This window comes from Caulobacter sp. FV1ye13L (assembly GCF_058681155.1).
In genome coordinates this window covers 2,218,313-2,233,771 of sequence record NZ_CM178732.1, presented here as the reverse complement: position 1 = coordinate 2,233,771, position 15,459 = coordinate 2,218,313, and the positions used below count along the sequence as shown (strand labels likewise).

Here is a 15,459-nt window from a genome sequence, read left to right as displayed (position 1 = left end):
CGGCGTGTGAATCCACCGCTTCCGATCAGGTCAAACAGATGTTGGGGCGTCTTTACGCGCAGGTAAAGCCATGCCGTTGCGGCAAGGGGCTCACAAAACGTTAGAACCAGGCTCTGACGCCGAACACCACGCTGGTCTGACCCGTCCGGTCGCCGGCCGCGCGGGCCAGATCAGCGGCGTCGCCGAAGGTGCGATGGCGCAGCACCCCGATATAGGGCGCGAACTCACGGCGGATCTCGTAGCGCAGGCGCAGGCCCAGTTCGGCGTCGCTCCCATCCCCGGCCAGGCTGGTCTCGACCTTCGACTGCAGGATCAGGCGCGTGGTCAGGCGCAGGTCGTGCGAGGCCTCGATCCGGGCCGACAGGTCGCCGCGATCCGACAGGAAGGCCGCCGCCCGGGTCTCGATCCAGTAGGGCGCGACACCCTCGACGCCCAGGGTGGCGTAGGTGCGGCCCTTCGGTTCGACATCCACCCGCAGACCGGCCTCGAGATCGAAATAGGGACCGATCGGCCGGGCGCGCAGGGCCTGCAGCTCGGCGCTCTCCCAGCCGTGGCCGTCGACATGCTCGCCGCGCGCCTTGACCGCCCATTTGCCGAAGTCGTCGCCAAACCAGCCCTCGCCCTCAAAGGCCGTGGCGTCGGCGCCCTGGCCCGAGCGGCGCTCGGCCTGGTCGGCCAGGACCATCCAATAGCGTCCCCCGCCATGCTCCTGGCGCAGCACCGCCCGGGCCGAGGCCATCAGGGCGGGGTCGTAGAAGCGCTCGGCAGCGTGGTCGGTCGGGGGCGGCGGGGCGATGACGGCGACGGCCGGCGGGGCCATGCTCGACATATTGTGGCCCGCATGAGGGTCGGCCATCTTTGACATGTCGTGACCCGCATGCGGATCGACCGGCGCGGCCTGCTGAACCGGCGCAGGCGGCGGCGTCATCTGGTGATGCTCGTGCTGCATCAAGGCCAGGGCCATCAGGAGCGCCGCGCTCATGCCGGGGCTCCGTCCAGCGGCCGCACGGTGACGACGTTGAACATCCCCGCATGCATGTGCATCAGCATGTGACAGTGGAAGGCCCAGTCGCCGGGCTCGTCGGCGGTCAGGTCGAAGGCCACCTTGCCGCCGGGGGCGACATTGACCGTGTGCTTGCGCGGCTGGCGCCCCTCATGGCCGTTCACGACCTCGAAGAAATGGCCGTGCAGATGGATCGGGTGGGCCATCATCGAGTCATTGACCAGCAGCACCCGCACCCGCTCGTCGCGCTGGAAGGCGATGGGCGTCTTCAGCGGGCCAAACGCCTCGCCGTCAAAGGCCCACATGAAGCGCTCCATATTGCCGGTCAGGTGGATCTCGACCGTACGGCCGGGCGGGCGCGGATCGGGATTGGGGTCCAGCGCGATCAGGTCCGTATAGACCAGCACCTTGTGGCCGACGTCTTCGAGACCTTGCGGCGGCTCGCCCAGGCGGTCCATCGGCATCGGCGAGATGGTCTGGACACCCGGGCTGAGCTTTACGCCCGGCGCATTGGCGCCGTCGCGCATGGCCATGCTCATCCCCGACATGTCGTGGCCGGCGTGAGCGGACATATCCATGCCCATGTCCTTCATCGTCGCCAGCGGCCGCTCGCGCAGCGGCGGGACCGGCGCACTCAGGCCCGACCGCGGGGACAGGGTCCCGCGCGTCATGCCCGAGCGGTCCGAAGCCTCGGCCACCAGGGTGAAGGCGCGATCCTCCGTCGGCTGAACGATCACGTCATAGGTCTCGGCCGGCGAGATCTGAAACTCCTCGACACTGACCGGCTGCACGTTCTGGCCGTCGGCCTGGACCACGCTCATCGACAGGCCCGGGATGCGGACATTGAAGATCGTCATGGCGCCGGCGTTGATGAACCTTAGCCGCACCCGCTCGCCGGGCGCGAACAGTCCGGTCCAGTTATCCGCCGAACCCTGGCCATTGATCAGGTAGCGATAGACCGAGCCCGTGACGTCGAGGATGTCGGTCGGGTCCATCCGCATCTTCGACCATTCGACGCGGTCCTTCAGCGACTGGTCGCGGCCGGCCAGCAGGCCCGCCACCGTCTGCTTGCGGTCATTGAAATAGCCGGCGTGAGCCTTCAGCTTTCGCATCAACTGGTGCGGATGCAGGAAGCTGTAGTCCGACAGCACCACCACGTGCTCGCGGTCGTAGGCCACAGGATCGGGCGCCGCCGGATCGATGACGATGGGGCCATAGACCCCCTCCTGCTCCTGCATGCCCGAATGGCTGTGATACCAGTACGTCCCCGCCTGCCGGACCTTGAACTCGTAGACAAAGGTCTCGCCCGGCTTGATCCCCGGAAAGCTGACGCCCGGCACGCCGTCCATCTGAAACGGCACCAGCAGGCCATGCCAGTGGATCGAGGTATCCTCGGAGAGCGCATTGGTCACCGACAGCCGGACGTTCTGGCCTTCCTTCAGGCGGATCAGCGGTCCCGGCACGGTTCCGTTGACGGCCATGGCGTGGCCCGTCTTGCCGTCGACCGTCATGGGCGCATGGCCGATGGTCAGGCGGATGTCCTCGCCGCTCAGCACCTCGGGCGTCTTGCCGGTTCCGGCCCGCGCCCAGGCCGGCAGCAACGCGCCAAGACCCGCTCCCGTCGCGGCGGCGAGCATCTGACGGCGGTCGAGGGCCTGCATAACGGTCACGTCTCCGGTTTGGCGCCCACGCGGCGCATGCCCCGCTCCACACCTGCGGACACTTGGGATATCACCTGCGCCATGTCCAGAAGCACACCCGCCACCCTAGCCCTGGCAAAGACCGGGGTCGCGTTCGAGCTGGCGACCTATGACTATGATCCGGGCTCCGAACGGGTCGGTCTGCAGGCCGCCGAGGCCCTGGGCGAGGATCCCGCCCGGGTGCTCAAGACCCTGGTCGTGCTGCTCGACGGCAAGCCGGCCTGCGTGGTGCTGCCGTCGGACAAGGAAGTCAGCATGAAGAAGCTGGCCGCCGCGTTGGGCGGCAAGTCGGCGGCGATGATGCCCGTCCCCGACGCCGAGCGGATCACCGGCTTCAAGGTCGGCGGCGTCAGTCCCTTCGGCCAGAAGAAGCGCCTGCCCACGGCGGTGGAAGAAGCCGCCCTGGCCCAGCCCTATGTGTTCGTGAACGGCGGCCAGCGCGGCCTGCAGATCCGTCTTGCGCCCGCCGATCTGGTCGCGGCGCTGGGCGCGAAGGCGGCGTCGATCGTGGCCTGAACGGGGTCGCTTGAAATCGCGCGCGCTTCTCGACTATAAGCCCCGCTCCCGTCCTGGTGCGGTTGGGTAGCTCAGATGGTTAGAGCGGTGGATTCATAACCCACAGGTCGGCGGTTCGATCCCGCCTCCAACCACCAGGACGGATTTCCCAGAGTTCTCGGGTTGTTCGGCCGCTTGACGAAGCTGGCCAAAATCCCGGCCCGACCTGGTCCAAGGCTGGGGTAAGGTCACGAGCCAAAACGCTCTCCCCAGATGTGTTCATGCAACGCATGTCAGTCTTTAACTACCGAATTTTATTGACCTTTTCTCGGCGCGGCATGCTTGGCGCATGACAACCACGCCCGGACAGAAGCGACAACGCCAAGATTGGGGGCGTGGCATCAAAACGGGTGTAAGAGCGTTCTGCATCTGGCATGGTCTCCCGGATGAACAAAACAGGCACTGATCTGGCGATAGACGCCAATGTCTGTATCGCTGACGGCCGCCATATGCGGCTTGTGACGGATAGCCCGATCCCTTCGGTGATCAGCGACCCTCGACTGCCCGACAATCCGATCATCGCCTGCAACGAAGCCTTTTGCGAGCTCACGGGCTATCCGCCCGAGGAGGTGGTGGGGCGCAACTGCCGTTTCCTGTCGGGACCGGCGACTGAGCCGTGGCTGACCGAGGAAATCCGTCGCGGAGTGCGCGAACATCGTCCCGTGCTCGTCGAGATCCTGAACTACAAGCGCAACGGCCAACCCTTTCGCAACGCCGTCCTTGTCGCGCCGATCTACGACGAGGAAGACGCCTTGCTGTATTTCCTCGGCTCGCAGGTCGAAATCGACGCCGATGCGGCGGCGCCGTCGAGCATGCGCCGGATCCGGGCTGCGGAAATGGTGAAGTCGCTGTCGCCGAGGCAAGGCCAGGTGCTCAAGCTGGTCGCCAACGGGCTGCTGAACAAGCAGATCGCGGCCCACCTGAATCTGGCCGAGAAGACCGTCAAGATGCACCGCGCCATCCTGATGAACCGGCTGGGGCTGCATACGACAGCCGACCTGATCCGCCTCGCCGTCGAGGCCGGCCTCTAGACCGTCATTGTCGCCGATACGGCAGAAGGTCCATATCGCCGAAAACTTGACCGCAGCCTATCCCACCCAGGTTGTCATAGCGGCATGGCTGCGCGCTCCGAGTTTTGCGCGCGCGGTCGGCATTGATGTTTCCAGTAATGCTGCTGTCACGACGCTTCGGGGGCCCGAAGATCGTCTCACTAAGATCGTGCGACCTCCGCAACACCCCTGCCCGGCGCACTCGCGCTGCGGACAACTGCGACGGAGACTTCAATGGATACTGTTACACCCTTCCAATACGAGCTGATCTACAACGCGTTTTCATTCGCCTTTGCGGCGATGGCCGCCGCGACGATCTTCTTGTGGCTTAGCCGGTCACAGGTCGCCTCGGCCTACCGCACCGCCCTGACCATCTCGGGCGTTGTCACGGCCATCGCGGCCTATCACTATTTCCGCATCTTCGAGAGCTGGCACGACGCCTACACGTTCAAGGACGGTGTGGTGACGGCGACCGGCATCGCCTTCAACGACGCCTATCGCTATGTCGACTGGCTGCTGACGGTTCCCCTGCTGCTCATCGAACTGATCCTGGTGATGCGTTTGTCGCGGGCGGAAACCACGTCGAAGTCGGTCACCCTCGGGCTGGCCGCAGCGCTGATGATCGTGCTGGGCTATCCCGGTGAAATCGCCACCGATCTGGCGACGCGCGCCTTGTGGGGCTCGCTGTCCATGGTCCCGTTCCTCTACATCGTCTTCCAGCTGTTCGTTGGCCTGGGCAAGTCGATCAAGGAGCAGCCGGCCGCCGCGCAGGGTCTGATCCGCACGGCTCGCCTGGTGACGGTTGCGTCATGGGGCTTCTATCCGATCGTCTTCTTCGCGCCGTTCATGGGCCTGACCGGCGGCGCCGTCGAGACGACCATTCAGGTCGGCTACACGATCGCTGACCTGGTCGCCAAAGCCGGCATCGGCATCCTCATCTTCCTGATCGCGGTCCGGAAGTCGGAGTCCGACACCGATGGCGGCAAGGCCTCCGCCGCCTAATCCCATGAAAGGGTTTGGGTTAGCCCCAACTGCACCCGGTTACGACGCGCCCTTGGGACGTTGCAACCGGGTGCTTCCGGTCTTCTGGCCAGTCGCAGTGGCACTGCTGCTGGCTGCCTTGCTGGGCGCTCCGCTGGGACAGTCGTTGGCGGTTACGGCCGCCACGGCCCTGTTTCTGGGCGGCGGCCTGCCACACGGCGCCTACGATATCGCCTTGCTGCGCAGAGCCATCGCGCCGGGGCGGCGCGTGCTGGTGCTCGTGATCGGCGGCTACGTCGCGATCGCCGTCGCTATGGCGCTGCTGTGGATGACATTGCCCCTGTTGGCGCTGGTCCTGTTCCTGTCGATCTCGGCTGTGCATTTCGGCGACGATTGGCAAATGCTTGAAGCGCCGCTGCTGCGCATCGCGGCAGGGGTAGCAGTGATCACCGTGCCGACCATCAGCCATCCAACGGCGGTGGCGGCCCTGTTTGTCGCGATGAGCGATGAGCGAGCGACGCTATTGGTCCGCGTCATTTCTGCAGCCGCGCCCGTGACATTGCTGGTCGCCGCCGTCGGCATCGCAGCAGCCTGGCTAGGCGGGTCCCGGACGTGGGCTACAGCGATGACGCTCTGCCTCGTCGTGCTCGCGGTCGTCCCGCCCGTGATTGGCTTCGCCCTGTTTTTTGTGTTCCTGCACTCGCCACTGCACCTGGATAAGGCGCGCGGTGCGCTAAGCGACATGTCACGGTCGCGCTGGATCGCGACAGGCGGTTTGCTGTCAGGCGCCACGATCGTGGGGTGGCTGGCGCTGCAGGTGCTGTTCCCGTTCAGGGTCGACGCGAACTTGACGTCGCAAGCCTTTCAGCTGCTCGCCGCCGTCGCCGCCCCGCACCTGCTATTGTCGCATTGGCTGGAGCGAAGGGTGCGTGCTGCGGCCAGGCGCTGATCAAGACAGGCCTGCCACCCCATGGGTGGCAGGCCTGTCTCGCTCCGATCGTCCCGGTCAATCAGCGAAGTTGCGCGAAGATCGTCACGGACCAGGCCGCGAAGATGGCGACACAGGCGATAATCATCACCAGCGAGGGACTGACATTGAACGTGGCCCGGGCCTGTTCTTTCAGTCGCCCCATCAGTTCTGGCCAAGTATAGCTCACGAAGTCGCCCTGGCTCATCATACTGATGATCACGCCCTGGTCGTCGACCACCGGCAGGTGGCGAAATCTCTCGTTGGACATGATGCGGAGCCAGTCGAGAAGGTCGTCGTCGGCCCTGGCCATCTTCAGATCCGTCGTCATGATCTGGGAGAGGGTCGTCTCGTCCGGGTTCATCCGCTTGTTGAGCAGACGGCGCATGAAATCGCGTTCCGTGACGATACCGAGCGGTTTGCGGTCGGGGCCGACGATGACCGCAGCCCCGTAGTTGCGCTCGCTCATCACGGCGACGGCCTCGGCGACCGGCACATCTGGCCCGAACGTCAGTACTGCGGCCTTGCTCCGAAACTCCGGCCTGTCCTTGATCTTCACGGCAATCTCTCCTGGGCGATGATGGGGTCAGGACGAAGAGGCGGCCAACACCGTCTCCCATCGCATCTGGCGATGGCCGGTTTGCCCAGGGGGCACGATGGTTCGCCTGTTCGCAGGACGCCTGACCGTGATGGCGGATTGCCGCGGTTACCAGATGGCCCAAAGCCCGTATGGGCCGCTGCGGGGATCTGTGGGACTTGCGCCCTGCGGTGGCGACACGCTCGCGCCGTATCGATGCAAGCGCTTCCCTACCTCCGATCTGCGGCGCGCCTTGTGTCGCTGAAGATCGCTTTTCCCTCCCCGATGCCGATCGTTCCAAAGGAACCCAACATGACTGATCAAACGCACGATATCGTCGATACCGCCGTTGCCGCCGGCGCCTTCACGACGCTGGTCGCCGCAGTCACGGCCGCCGGTCTGGTCGAGACGCTGAAGAGCGCCGGCCCGTTCACGGTCTTCGCCCCCTCGGATGAAGCGTTTGCTGCGCTGCCGGCCGGCACGGTCGAAGACCTCGTCAAGCCCGAGAACAAGGACAAGCTGACGGCGATCCTGCTGCTCCACGTCCTGCCCGGCCAGGTGATGGCTGCGGACGTCACGGGCAAGGTGATGGATGCGGTGACCGCCGGTGGCGCAACCGTGCACGTCGACGGCGCCGATGGCGTGACGGTCAATGGCGCCAAGGTTGTGACTGCCGATATCGCCTGCACCAATGGCGTCATCCACGTGATCGACGCCGTGCTCCTGCCCAAGGCCTAAGGGTCCTGCTGCGGCAATCGGGGGTTCGCCCTCGGTTGCCGTGAGCATCACGGATGATCTCCGAGATGGTGCGCCCACGCCGATGAGATGGGGATCGCGGGCTATCTGATGATGGTGAAGACCAATCCGAAAGCCGCAAAGCGATCCTGACAACGCCCCGGTCAAGTCTTGGCGCGCGACGCCGCCGCGTCCGCGCGGCTATAAGGATCGCCCCAGCCGAGCCGACCCGACCAGGAACCGCCATGACCCAGATCCCCACGCTCGACGGTCCCCGCGCGGCGCCCATCTCGGGCGGCCCGGCCAAATCCCTGGTGATCTTCCTGCACGGCTACGGATCGAACGGCGCGGACCTGATCGACCTGGCGCCCTACTGGGCCTCTGCCCTGCCCGACACGCTGTTCCTCGCGCCCGACGCGCCTCAGCCCTGCGACGGCGTTCCCTACGGTCGACAGTGGTGGCCCCTGACCAGCCTGACGCCCGCAGCGCGCGCGGCGGGCGTCCGCGTCTCGGCCCCGGCCCTGAACGCCTATATCGACGCCCAGCTCGCGGCCCATGGCCTCAGCGAAGACAGGCTGGCCCTGGTCGGGTTCAGCCAGGGCTCGATGATGGCGCTGCATGTCGGACCGCGCCGGGCCAAGGCCCTGGCCGGCGTCATCGGCTTCTCCGGCATGCTGGCCGACCCGGACGCCCTGGCCGCCGAGGTCGCGACCAGGCCACCCATTCTCCTCGTCCACGGCGACCGCGACGATGTCCTGCCCGTCGAAGCGCTGCATCACGCCCAGCTCCAGCTCAAAGGCCTGGACTTCAATGTCGCCGCCCACGTTTCGCCCGGTCTTGGCCACAGCATCGATGAACCCGGCCTCCAGCTCGGCGGGCGTTTCCTGATCGACCGCCTCGCCTGAGGGGCAAACCGCCATGTCGAGCCGCTACGGCCTGTCCATTCGCGCCGCCGACAGCGGCGACGTGGACGGATTGGCGCAACTGCTCAAAGCCGCAGGCCCGACCCTTGCCCGGGAGCAACTTGCCCGGCGCCTCAGGGCCATTCAGGACCAACCCGGCGTCCTGCTGATCGCCGACGAATGGGGCCCGCCCTCGGGCGTCATCGCGGCGCATTGGCATTCGGTGCTCACGGCCGACCTGAAGGTGGGGTGGATCTCCATGCTCTTCGTCGATCCAGACCGGCGTCGAAACGGAGTCGCACGGCTGCTTCTCAAGGCCGCCTCCCAGGCCGCCCGCTCTGCGGGGTGCGGCGAGCTTGTGCTTCACCCGCCGATCGAGCCAGGAGACCTGCGCACGTTTTGTCTGGCCACGGGCTTTGTCGAAAGCGGCGAGGTTTTCAGTCGAGCTCTTAGAAAGCGCAGCTGAACGTCAGAACCGGACATTGGAGCGGTGAAGAGGCCTGGCCACCGGTCGTGACAAAACGCCGATGGCGCGTTGCGTGTTACCTCGACACCGTCCCCACAGGGGGAGGAGCGTCCAGCGCCTCGCGCAGGGCTGGCTGGCGCGAACGGCTGACAGGCAGGGGCGCGCCCTCGCTCAGGTGCAGCCGCCAGCGGTCGCCGTCGCGCTCCAGACGCTGCACGTGGGCCAGGTTGGCGATCACCGAGCGGTGGATGCGCAGGAAACTGCCCGGCAACTGGGTCGACAGCCCGTCGAGGCGAGCGGCGTGCAGCAGGCTGCGGCCGCCGACCATCCGCAGCTCGACATAGTCATCGGCCCCCACCACCGCCAGGATCTCCGCGATCGGCGCCAGCTCGACGCCTCGCGCCGAGGCCACGGTCAGGCGGTCGGGGCGGCTGGCGGCGCGGGTCAGGGCGGCTTCCCGGCCCCGGTCGTCCCGGCCCAGCCGCACCAGCTCGACCACCAGCAAAGGCAGCACCAGGCCGGCGGCGAGCAGGAAGAAGGAGAGGTCGGCCAGCCATTCGGGGAACCCGAGGGCCAGGGCGAGGAACAGCGCCAGATAGGCCAGGGTCAGCCGCGCGCCGGAGCGTTTGCCACGTACGCCCGCTGCGGCTGGCAGGGCGGCCAGCGCCACCCCCAGGATCAGCGCCCAGGCCGTCTTGATATCGAAGCCCGGAAGCAGGGCCGTGGCGCCGACCACACCCAGGGCCAGGCCGATCATCAGGGCGCGCCCCCTGGGCAGGAACCGGGTGGAGACATAGCTCACCAGCAGCACCGCAAAGGCCGCCGCCAGCAGCCAGATCGCGCTCATCCGCCAGGCGTGCAGCGGATAGGGGTAGTCGAACAACGGCCTAAGGCTCTCGACGATGGCCTGCACGGCCGCAACCCCGGCCATGGCGGCCAGCGTGAGACTGGACCCCGTGCGACGCAGGGCGTGGATAACGCCGAAGCCGAACGCCGCCGCCAGCAGAGCGCCTGACGCCACGAAGGTAACGGCCAGCAGCGCGGTGCGCTGCGGAAACGGATAGGGCCAGACACCCATGGCGCTCATCGGGCGGGCGAACCGCAGGCCGCCATGGAAGGACGACAGGTGCAGCACCAGAACATTCTCCCCGGTCCGCCAGGTGGTCTCGCGGATGGGGAAGATTGCCTGGTAGCGCCCGGGGACCTCGTCCCGCGCCGTCGCGCCGGGACGGCCGTTGGCGCCCAGGCGCTGACCGTTGAGCCAGGCCTCGGACGAGGCGACGCCCGCCAGATAGAGGGCGCGCGGCCGGGTGTCGCCCAAGGCCAGGTTCGGGGCATCGATCGTGGAGCGGACCCAGAGCTCCCGCCCCTGGGGATCGACAAAATCCTGGACCGGGCGGCAGTCGCTCAGCACGGGACCGCTCGGGCCGAGCGCGCCATGGCAGGCCTGCCAGGCTGTATCCTGGGCGCGGGCCAGGGTCGCGAGACCGGTCAGCAGGACGGTGAGGATCAGGATTCGCCACATGACCCCCTTCTTAGGGCGCCGCTGACCGAGATGCTCCGCCATTCGCCGAGGAGGAGGCGCCATTGACCGAAGCGGCGTGGCGGACGGCGCTGCGGGCGGCTCAGCTGTCGGCATGACCCACACATCGCTCCATCGCCGCGCCCTGCTCGCCGCCGCCGGCCTCGTTCTTCCGACCCTGGCCTTCGCCCAGAGCTCTGCTCCGGCGACATCTCCGACCCAGGCCGGCCCCATCCGTTTCAAGGGCTGGCGGGGCGCTGAGACCGACGCCGAGCGCGACTTCTTCGAGGTCCCCGAGGATCGCCGCGATCCCGGCTCGCGGAAGATCCGGCTGAGCTATGTCCGCTTTGCCTCCACCGCGGCCAGGCCGGGACCGCCGATCATCTACCTGGCGGGCGGACCGGGCGGCCGGGCGACGCAGGCGGCGGGCGGACCGCGCTTTCCGATCTTTATGGCCCTGCGTGAGGTGGCCGACGTCATCGCCTTCGACCAGCGGGGCACGGGCCTGTCCAACGCCATCCCGGAGCGGCCGGCCTCGACGCGCCCGCCGCCGGTGTTCACGGAAGCCGGGCTGAGCGCCTATTTCCGCCAGGACTTCCAGGAGGCCTGGGCCGACTGGACCAAGGCCGGCGTGGCCATGACGGGCTATAACACCGAACAGAACGCCGACGACATCGACGACCTGCGACGCCACCTGGGCGCGGAAAAGGTCGACCTCTGGGGCATCAGCTATGGCACGCACCTGGCGCTGAGCATGCTCAAGCGGCACGGCGACCGTGTGAGCCGCGTGGCCCTGGCCAGCCTGGAGGGCCAGGACCAGACGGTGAAGCGGCCGGCGGCGATCGACGCCCTTCTGCGCCAGGTGGATGGCCTGCTGGCCGCCGATCCCGCCGTCCGCGCGGCGATCCCCGACCTGCCGGCCCTGATGCGACGGGTGCACGCCAAGCTGGAAGCGGCGCCCATCAGCCTGACCGCCACGCTGAACGGCGCGCCGGTCGAATTGCGAATTGGCGGCTTCGCTATTCAGCTGATGTCGGGCGGGCTGATCGCCAATCCGCAGACCCTGGTGATGCTGCCGGGGCTCTACCTGGCGCTCGACGCCGGTCAGACCGACGTGCTGAAGCCCTTCGCGAACGAATTCGCCGGCCTTCTCGGCATTGCCGGCATGCCGGAGGCCACGGATCTGGCCTCGGGGATCTCGCCGGCCCGGCTGGCCCTGGTGCAACGCGAAGCCAAGACCGCCGTGCTGGGCGCGGCGCTGAACTTCCCGATGCCGCAGCTGCTGGGCGCGGTCCCGGGCGCGGACCTCGGCGAAGGCTTCCGGGCGCCGCTCCGCATCGACCATCCCGCCCTGCTGGTCGCCGGAACGCTGGACGGCCGCACGCCGATGCCCGAGCAGGACGAGGTGGCCGCCCAGTTCCGGCGCAAATCCCGGGTGATCGTCGAGAACGCCGGCCACAATGTCTTCGAGGCCCATCCCGACGTGCAGGGGCTGCTGGTGCGGTTCTTCCGGGGTGAAGCCGTGGCCGACACCCGCCTGAGCCTGCCGCCGCCGCAGTTCAAGCTGGCGTGATCGGGCGGCCTATTCGAGACATCCGGAACCTGGCGGGGGGGGGCGCTAGGTCCCCGGCCCGAACCGCGCCACCAGGTCGTAAGCCTCGCCGGGGAAGACCTGCCGCACACGGGTGACGTGCTCGCCGGCGCGCCAGGTGCGGCGGTCGACGACCAGACAGGCGCCGCCTTCGTCCAGGTCAAGCAGGGCAGCGACCTCGGCATCGGCGTTGACGGCGCTGATCCGGCTTTCGGCCTCGGTCCAGGCGACGTGTTCCAGCAGCCAGGCGCCGGGCGGCGTGGCTGACAGGTCGGCGGTCGCGGCGCCCGGCGCGGTCTTCAGGCTGATCAGGCGGCGCTCCAGGGCGAAGGGCCGGCCGCCGGCGTCGTGGACGCCTTCCAGCGCTAGCAGCTTGCCGCCGGCCGCCAGCTCGCGCTCGTCGGCATTGCCCCGCTCGGCGCCGCGCGTACGGCTCGACAGCAGGCGGAAGGCATAGGTCTCGCCGCGCGACAGAATGGCCGACTGGATGTCGGGGATGTTGAGCACCGGGGCATGCACCCTGGGCCGGGCCACGAACGAGCCGGCACGCTTGCGGCGCACGATCAGGCCGGCCTCGACCAAGGCCGCCATGGCCTTGCTGACCGTCATGCGGGCGCAGCCATACTGCGCCATCAGCTCGGTCTCGAACGGCACGCGGTGGCCCGGCGGCCAGTCGCCCGAGCGGATGCGGTCCTCGATGTCGCCGCGAATGCGCTGGTGCAGCGGAGCCGAACTCATGCCAGCAGGGCCTCCAGGGTCAGGCGATAGCGCGCGGTCACCGCCTCGCGGGCATGGTGGCGACCGCCCGCGACCACCTGCCGGCCCTGCCGCCAGACGGTGTCGATGGCGCCGTGGCGGCCGGCGAAGACCAGGCTGTCGATCAGGGTGTCGCCCTCGCGTCCGATCAGGGCGGGATGCTCGGCGTCCAGGGTGATGAAGTCGGCCGCCGCGCCGCGCTTCAGCCCGCCTCGCCCCGCGCCCAGGGCCTGGGCGCCGCCCGCGCAGGCGCCGCGCCAAAGCTCGCCGCCGGTCGAGCGCCGGGGTCCGCCGGCCAGGACGTTGCGAGCCCGACGGGTCAGGCGCTGGGCGTATTCCAGGGCCCGCACCTCCTCGGCCGCATCGATCAGGATGTTGGAGTCGGTGCCCAGGCCAAACGTTCCGCCGGCCGCCAGATAGTCGTGGGTCGGGAAAACGCCGTCGCCCAGATTGGCCTCGGTGACCGGGCACAGGCCCGCCACCGCGCCGCTCTTGGCCAGGCGCTCGGTCTCCATGGCGTTGATGTGGGTGGCGTGGATCAGGCACCAGCGCTTGTCGACCGGCGTGTGGTTCATCAGCCAGCGCACCGGACGCTGGCCGGTGGCGGCCAGGCAGTCGTCGACCTCCTTGGTTTGCTCGGCCACATGCATGTGGATCGGACCGTCGCCGGCCAGGGGCAGGATGGCGTCGAGCTCCTCGGCCGTTACCGCGCGCAGGCTGTGGGGCGCGATGCCGACCACCGCGTCGGGCGCGTCGGACACGATCTCGCGGCAACGCTCGACCAGCCGCGCAAAGCCGTCGACGTCGTGGATAAAGCGCTTCTGCCCATCCGTGGGCGGCGCGCCGCCGAAGTTGGAATGGGCGTAGAACACCGGCAGCAGGGTCAGGCCGATGCCCGTCTCGTCGGCGGCCGCCGCGATGCGCACGGCCATCTCGGCGGGGTCGTCATAGAACCCGCCCGCCGGGTCGTGGTGCAGATAGTGGAACTCGCCCACGCGGGTGAAGCCGCCCTCCAGCATCTCGATCTGGCCCATGGCGGCGATGGTCTGAACCTCGTCCGGACCCAGCCGGCCCAGGAAGCGGTACATCACCTCGCGCCAGGTCCAGAAGTTGTCGCCGGTATCGCCCCGCGCTTCGGCCAGGCCGGCCATGGCCCGCTGGAAGGCGTGGCTGTGAACATTGGCCAGCCCCGGCAGGGCCGCGCCCAGGCGGGTGGCGTCGCCGGCGGGGACGTCAGTGTCGATGCGGGCGATGCGACCATCCGACAGGGTCAGCCTGACACTTCGCGCCCAGCCGTCGGCCAGCAGCGCGCTCTCGCACCAGACAACGGTCGCGCCCGTGTCCATGGGGGCTTGGGGAATCTGCGTGTCGGTCACTGGACAGGGCTCCTCGCTTGCTAATATGTCTATACATATTGAACACTGCCGCAAGAGAGGGAGGCGGGCGGAATGCAGTGCGACACACTGTGGACAAACTGCCGGCTCGCCACCCTTGATCCGGCGCGCGAGGGCCTGGGACTCGTCGAGCGCGGCGTGGTGGCGGCCCGTGATGGCCGCATCGTCTATGCCGGCGAGGTGGCCGACGCCCCTGCCTTCGAAGCCGCCGAAATCGTCGACTGCGAGGGCCGCTGGATCACCCCCGGCCTGATCGATCCCCACACCCATCTGGTCTTTGCCGGCGACCGCGCCCACGAGTTCGAGCTGCGCCTGGCCGGCGCCTCCTATGAGGACATCGCCCGGGCCGGCGGCGGCATCGTCTCGACCATGACCGCCACCCGCGCGGCGTCCGAACAGCAACTGGTCGCCACCGCCCTGCCCCGCCTGGACGCCCTGATCGCTGAAGGTGTGACGACGGTCGAGATCAAGTCCGGCTACGGCCTGTCGCTGGACGACGAGCTGAAGTGTCTTCGCGCCGCCCGCGCCCTGGCCGACTGCCGCTCGATCGATATCCGCACCACCCTGCTGGGCGCCCATGCCCTGCCGCCCGAGTTCAAGGGTGATCCTGACGGCTATATCAACCTGGTCTGCAAGCAGATGATCCCCGCCGTCGCGGACGCGAAGCTGGCCGAGGCGGTCGATGTGTTCTGCGAGGGCATCGGCTTCACACCGGCCCAGACAAGGCGGGTGTTCGAGGCCGCCCACAAACGGGGCCTGAAGATCAAGATCCACGCCGAGCAGCTGTCCAACCAGAACGGCGCAGCCCTGGCCGCCGAGTTCTGGGCCCTGTCGGCCGATCACCTGGAACATCTGGATCAGCCCGGCGTCGAGGCCATGGCCGCCGCCGGTACGGTGGCGACCCTGCTGCCCGGGGCCTTCTATTTCACGCGCGAGCACAAGCTGCCGCCGATCGAGGCCCTGCGCGCGGCCGGGGTGCCGATGGCCCTGGCCACCGACTGCAACCCCGGCACCTCGCCGATGACCTCGCCGCTGCTGGTCATGAACATGGCCGCCACCCTGTTTCGCATGACCGTCGAAGAGTGCCTGGCCGGCTTCACCCGCGAGGCCGCCCGGGCGCTGGGCCTGCTGGCTGACCGGGGCACGCTGCAGGCGGGCAAGGCCTGCGACCTGGCCATCTGGGACATCGAGCGTCCCGCGCAACTTGTCTATCGCATGGGCTTCAACCCGCTGCATGCCCGCGTCTGGAAGGGTCATTGAC

General features: G+C 68.1%; 15 protein-coding genes and 1 tRNA gene. 10 read left to right on the top strand and 6 right to left on the bottom strand.

Features of this window, described 5'->3' with window-relative positions; all coding sequences use genetic code 11:
- Positions 1 to 100: 100 nt before the first annotated feature.
- Together ACW176_RS10745 and ACW176_RS10740 are read right to left on the bottom strand one after the other, a co-directional pair.
- A complete protein-coding gene (locus ACW176_RS10745; protein ID WP_492109113.1) occupies positions 101 to 982 on the bottom strand; it encodes a copper resistance protein B in 882 nt (293 codons plus the stop codon).
- Positions 979 to 2,664 (bottom strand): copper resistance system multicopper oxidase, encoded by a 1,686-nt coding sequence (locus ACW176_RS10740; RefSeq protein ID WP_492109112.1) that lies wholly within the window; start codon positions 2,662 to 2,664, stop codon positions 979 to 981. The genes ACW176_RS10745 and ACW176_RS10740 overlap by 4 nt, the downstream gene beginning before the upstream one ends.
- Before the next feature lie 81 nt (positions 2,665 to 2,745).
- Here ACW176_RS10740 and ybaK point away from each other — a divergent pair, with 81 nt between their 5' ends.
- The 5 genes from ybaK to ACW176_RS10715 all read left to right on the top strand — a co-directional run bounded on the left by ybaK (position 2,746) and on the right by ACW176_RS10715 (position 6,237).
- Positions 2,746 to 3,219: a Cys-tRNA(Pro) deacylase gene (gene ybaK / locus ACW176_RS10735; RefSeq protein WP_492109111.1), complete on the top strand. Its 474-nt coding sequence runs from the start codon at positions 2,746 to 2,748 to the stop codon at positions 3,217 to 3,219.
- Positions 3,220 to 3,279: 60 nt separating this feature from the next.
- Positions 3,280 to 3,356, top strand: a tRNA-Met gene (locus tag ACW176_RS10730).
- Positions 3,357 to 3,644: 288 nt separating this feature from the next.
- On the top strand, positions 3,645 to 4,289 hold the full coding sequence (locus ACW176_RS10725; RefSeq protein ID WP_492109110.1) for a LuxR C-terminal-related transcriptional regulator: 645 nt from the start codon (positions 3,645 to 3,647) through the stop codon (positions 4,287 to 4,289).
- Between the two features lie 252 nt (positions 4,290 to 4,541).
- Positions 4,542 to 5,309 carry a bacteriorhodopsin-like gene (locus tag ACW176_RS10720; RefSeq protein ID WP_492109109.1) on the top strand — a complete coding sequence of 256 codons (768 nt, stop codon included), beginning with the start codon at positions 4,542 to 4,544 and terminating at the stop codon, positions 5,307 to 5,309.
- Positions 5,310 to 5,406: 97 nt separating this feature from the next.
- Positions 5,407 to 6,237 (top strand): Brp/Blh family beta-carotene 15,15'-dioxygenase, encoded by an 831-nt coding sequence (locus ACW176_RS10715; protein ID WP_492109108.1) that lies wholly within the window; start codon positions 5,407 to 5,409, stop codon positions 6,235 to 6,237.
- Between the two features lie 61 nt (positions 6,238 to 6,298).
- On the opposite strand, the gene ACW176_RS10710 is transcribed toward ACW176_RS10715, so the two are convergent.
- Positions 6,299 to 6,814, bottom strand: coding sequence for a CBS domain-containing protein (locus tag ACW176_RS10710; RefSeq protein WP_419320424.1), 516 nt, complete (start codon positions 6,812 to 6,814; stop codon positions 6,299 to 6,301).
- Positions 6,815 to 7,144: 330 nt separating this feature from the next.
- Between ACW176_RS10710 and ACW176_RS10705 the strand changes: the two genes are divergently transcribed.
- The 3 genes from ACW176_RS10705 to ACW176_RS10695 all read left to right on the top strand — a co-directional run bounded on the left by ACW176_RS10705 (position 7,145) and on the right by ACW176_RS10695 (position 8,935).
- Positions 7,145 to 7,570 carry a fasciclin domain-containing protein gene (locus ACW176_RS10705; protein ID WP_492109107.1) on the top strand — a complete coding sequence of 142 codons (426 nt, stop codon included), beginning with the start codon at positions 7,145 to 7,147 and terminating at the stop codon, positions 7,568 to 7,570.
- 242 nt (positions 7,571 to 7,812) lie between these two features.
- The gene (locus ACW176_RS10700; protein WP_492109106.1) at positions 7,813 to 8,472 is read left to right on the top strand and encodes an alpha/beta hydrolase; all 660 of its coding nucleotides are present in this window, start codon (positions 7,813 to 7,815) and stop codon (positions 8,470 to 8,472) included.
- Between the two features lie 13 nt (positions 8,473 to 8,485).
- Positions 8,486 to 8,935: a GNAT family N-acetyltransferase gene (locus ACW176_RS10695; RefSeq protein ID WP_492109105.1), complete on the top strand. Its 450-nt coding sequence runs from the start codon at positions 8,486 to 8,488 to the stop codon at positions 8,933 to 8,935.
- A 76-nt stretch (positions 8,936 to 9,011) separates the two neighbouring features.
- On the opposite strand, the gene ACW176_RS10690 is transcribed toward ACW176_RS10695, so the two are convergent.
- Positions 9,012 to 10,460, bottom strand: coding sequence for a LytTR family DNA-binding domain-containing protein (locus ACW176_RS10690; protein ID WP_492109104.1), 1,449 nt, complete (start codon positions 10,458 to 10,460; stop codon positions 9,012 to 9,014).
- 76 nt (positions 10,461 to 10,536) lie between these two features.
- Here ACW176_RS10690 and ACW176_RS10685 point away from each other — a divergent pair, with 76 nt between their 5' ends.
- Positions 10,537 to 12,030 (top strand): alpha/beta fold hydrolase, encoded by a 1,494-nt coding sequence (locus tag ACW176_RS10685; RefSeq protein WP_492109103.1) that lies wholly within the window; start codon positions 10,537 to 10,539, stop codon positions 12,028 to 12,030.
- Positions 12,031 to 12,075: 45 nt separating this feature from the next.
- Here the strand turns inward: ACW176_RS10685 and hutC are convergent, their stop codons facing one another.
- On the bottom strand, positions 12,076 to 12,786 hold the full coding sequence (hutC, locus tag ACW176_RS10680) for a histidine utilization transcriptional repressor HutC (RefSeq protein WP_492109102.1): 711 nt from the start codon (positions 12,784 to 12,786) through the stop codon (positions 12,076 to 12,078).
- On the bottom strand, positions 12,783 to 14,180 hold the full coding sequence (locus tag ACW176_RS10675) for a formimidoylglutamate deiminase (protein WP_492109101.1): 1,398 nt from the start codon (positions 14,178 to 14,180) through the stop codon (positions 12,783 to 12,785). Before ACW176_RS10675 ends, hutC begins: the two co-directional genes overlap by 4 nt.
- Positions 14,181 to 14,252: 72 nt before the next feature.
- On the opposite strand from ACW176_RS10675, the gene hutI reads away from it, so the two are divergent.
- Positions 14,253 to 15,458 (top strand): imidazolonepropionase, encoded by a 1,206-nt coding sequence (gene hutI, locus ACW176_RS10670; protein ID WP_492109100.1) that lies wholly within the window; start codon positions 14,253 to 14,255, stop codon positions 15,456 to 15,458.
- Position 15,459: the final 1 nt, after the last annotated feature.

Coding starts and splice junctions, on each gene's coding strand:
- ACW176_RS10745 (WP_492109113.1), bottom strand. CDS start 982: ATGAGCGCGGCGCTCCTGATGGCCCTGGCCTTGATGCAGCACGAGCAT.
- ACW176_RS10740 (WP_492109112.1), bottom strand. CDS start 2,664: ATGCAGGCCCTCGACCGCCGTCAGATGCTCGCCGCCGCGACGGGAGCG.
- ybaK (WP_492109111.1), top strand. CDS start 2,746: ATGTCCAGAAGCACACCCGCCACCCTAGCCCTGGCAAAGACCGGGGTC.
- ACW176_RS10725 (WP_492109110.1), top strand. CDS start 3,645: ATGAACAAAACAGGCACTGATCTGGCGATAGACGCCAATGTCTGTATC.
- ACW176_RS10720 (WP_492109109.1), top strand. CDS start 4,542: ATGGATACTGTTACACCCTTCCAATACGAGCTGATCTACAACGCGTTT.
- ACW176_RS10705 (WP_492109107.1), top strand. CDS start 7,145: ATGACTGATCAAACGCACGATATCGTCGATACCGCCGTTGCCGCCGGC.
- ACW176_RS10700 (WP_492109106.1), top strand. CDS start 7,813: ATGACCCAGATCCCCACGCTCGACGGTCCCCGCGCGGCGCCCATCTCG.
- ACW176_RS10695 (WP_492109105.1), top strand. CDS start 8,486: ATGTCGAGCCGCTACGGCCTGTCCATTCGCGCCGCCGACAGCGGCGAC.
- ACW176_RS10690 (WP_492109104.1), bottom strand. CDS start 10,460: ATGTGGCGAATCCTGATCCTCACCGTCCTGCTGACCGGTCTCGCGACC.
- hutC (WP_492109102.1), bottom strand. CDS start 12,786: ATGAGTTCGGCTCCGCTGCACCAGCGCATTCGCGGCGACATCGAGGAC.
- hutI (WP_492109100.1), top strand. CDS start 14,253: ATGCAGTGCGACACACTGTGGACAAACTGCCGGCTCGCCACCCTTGAT.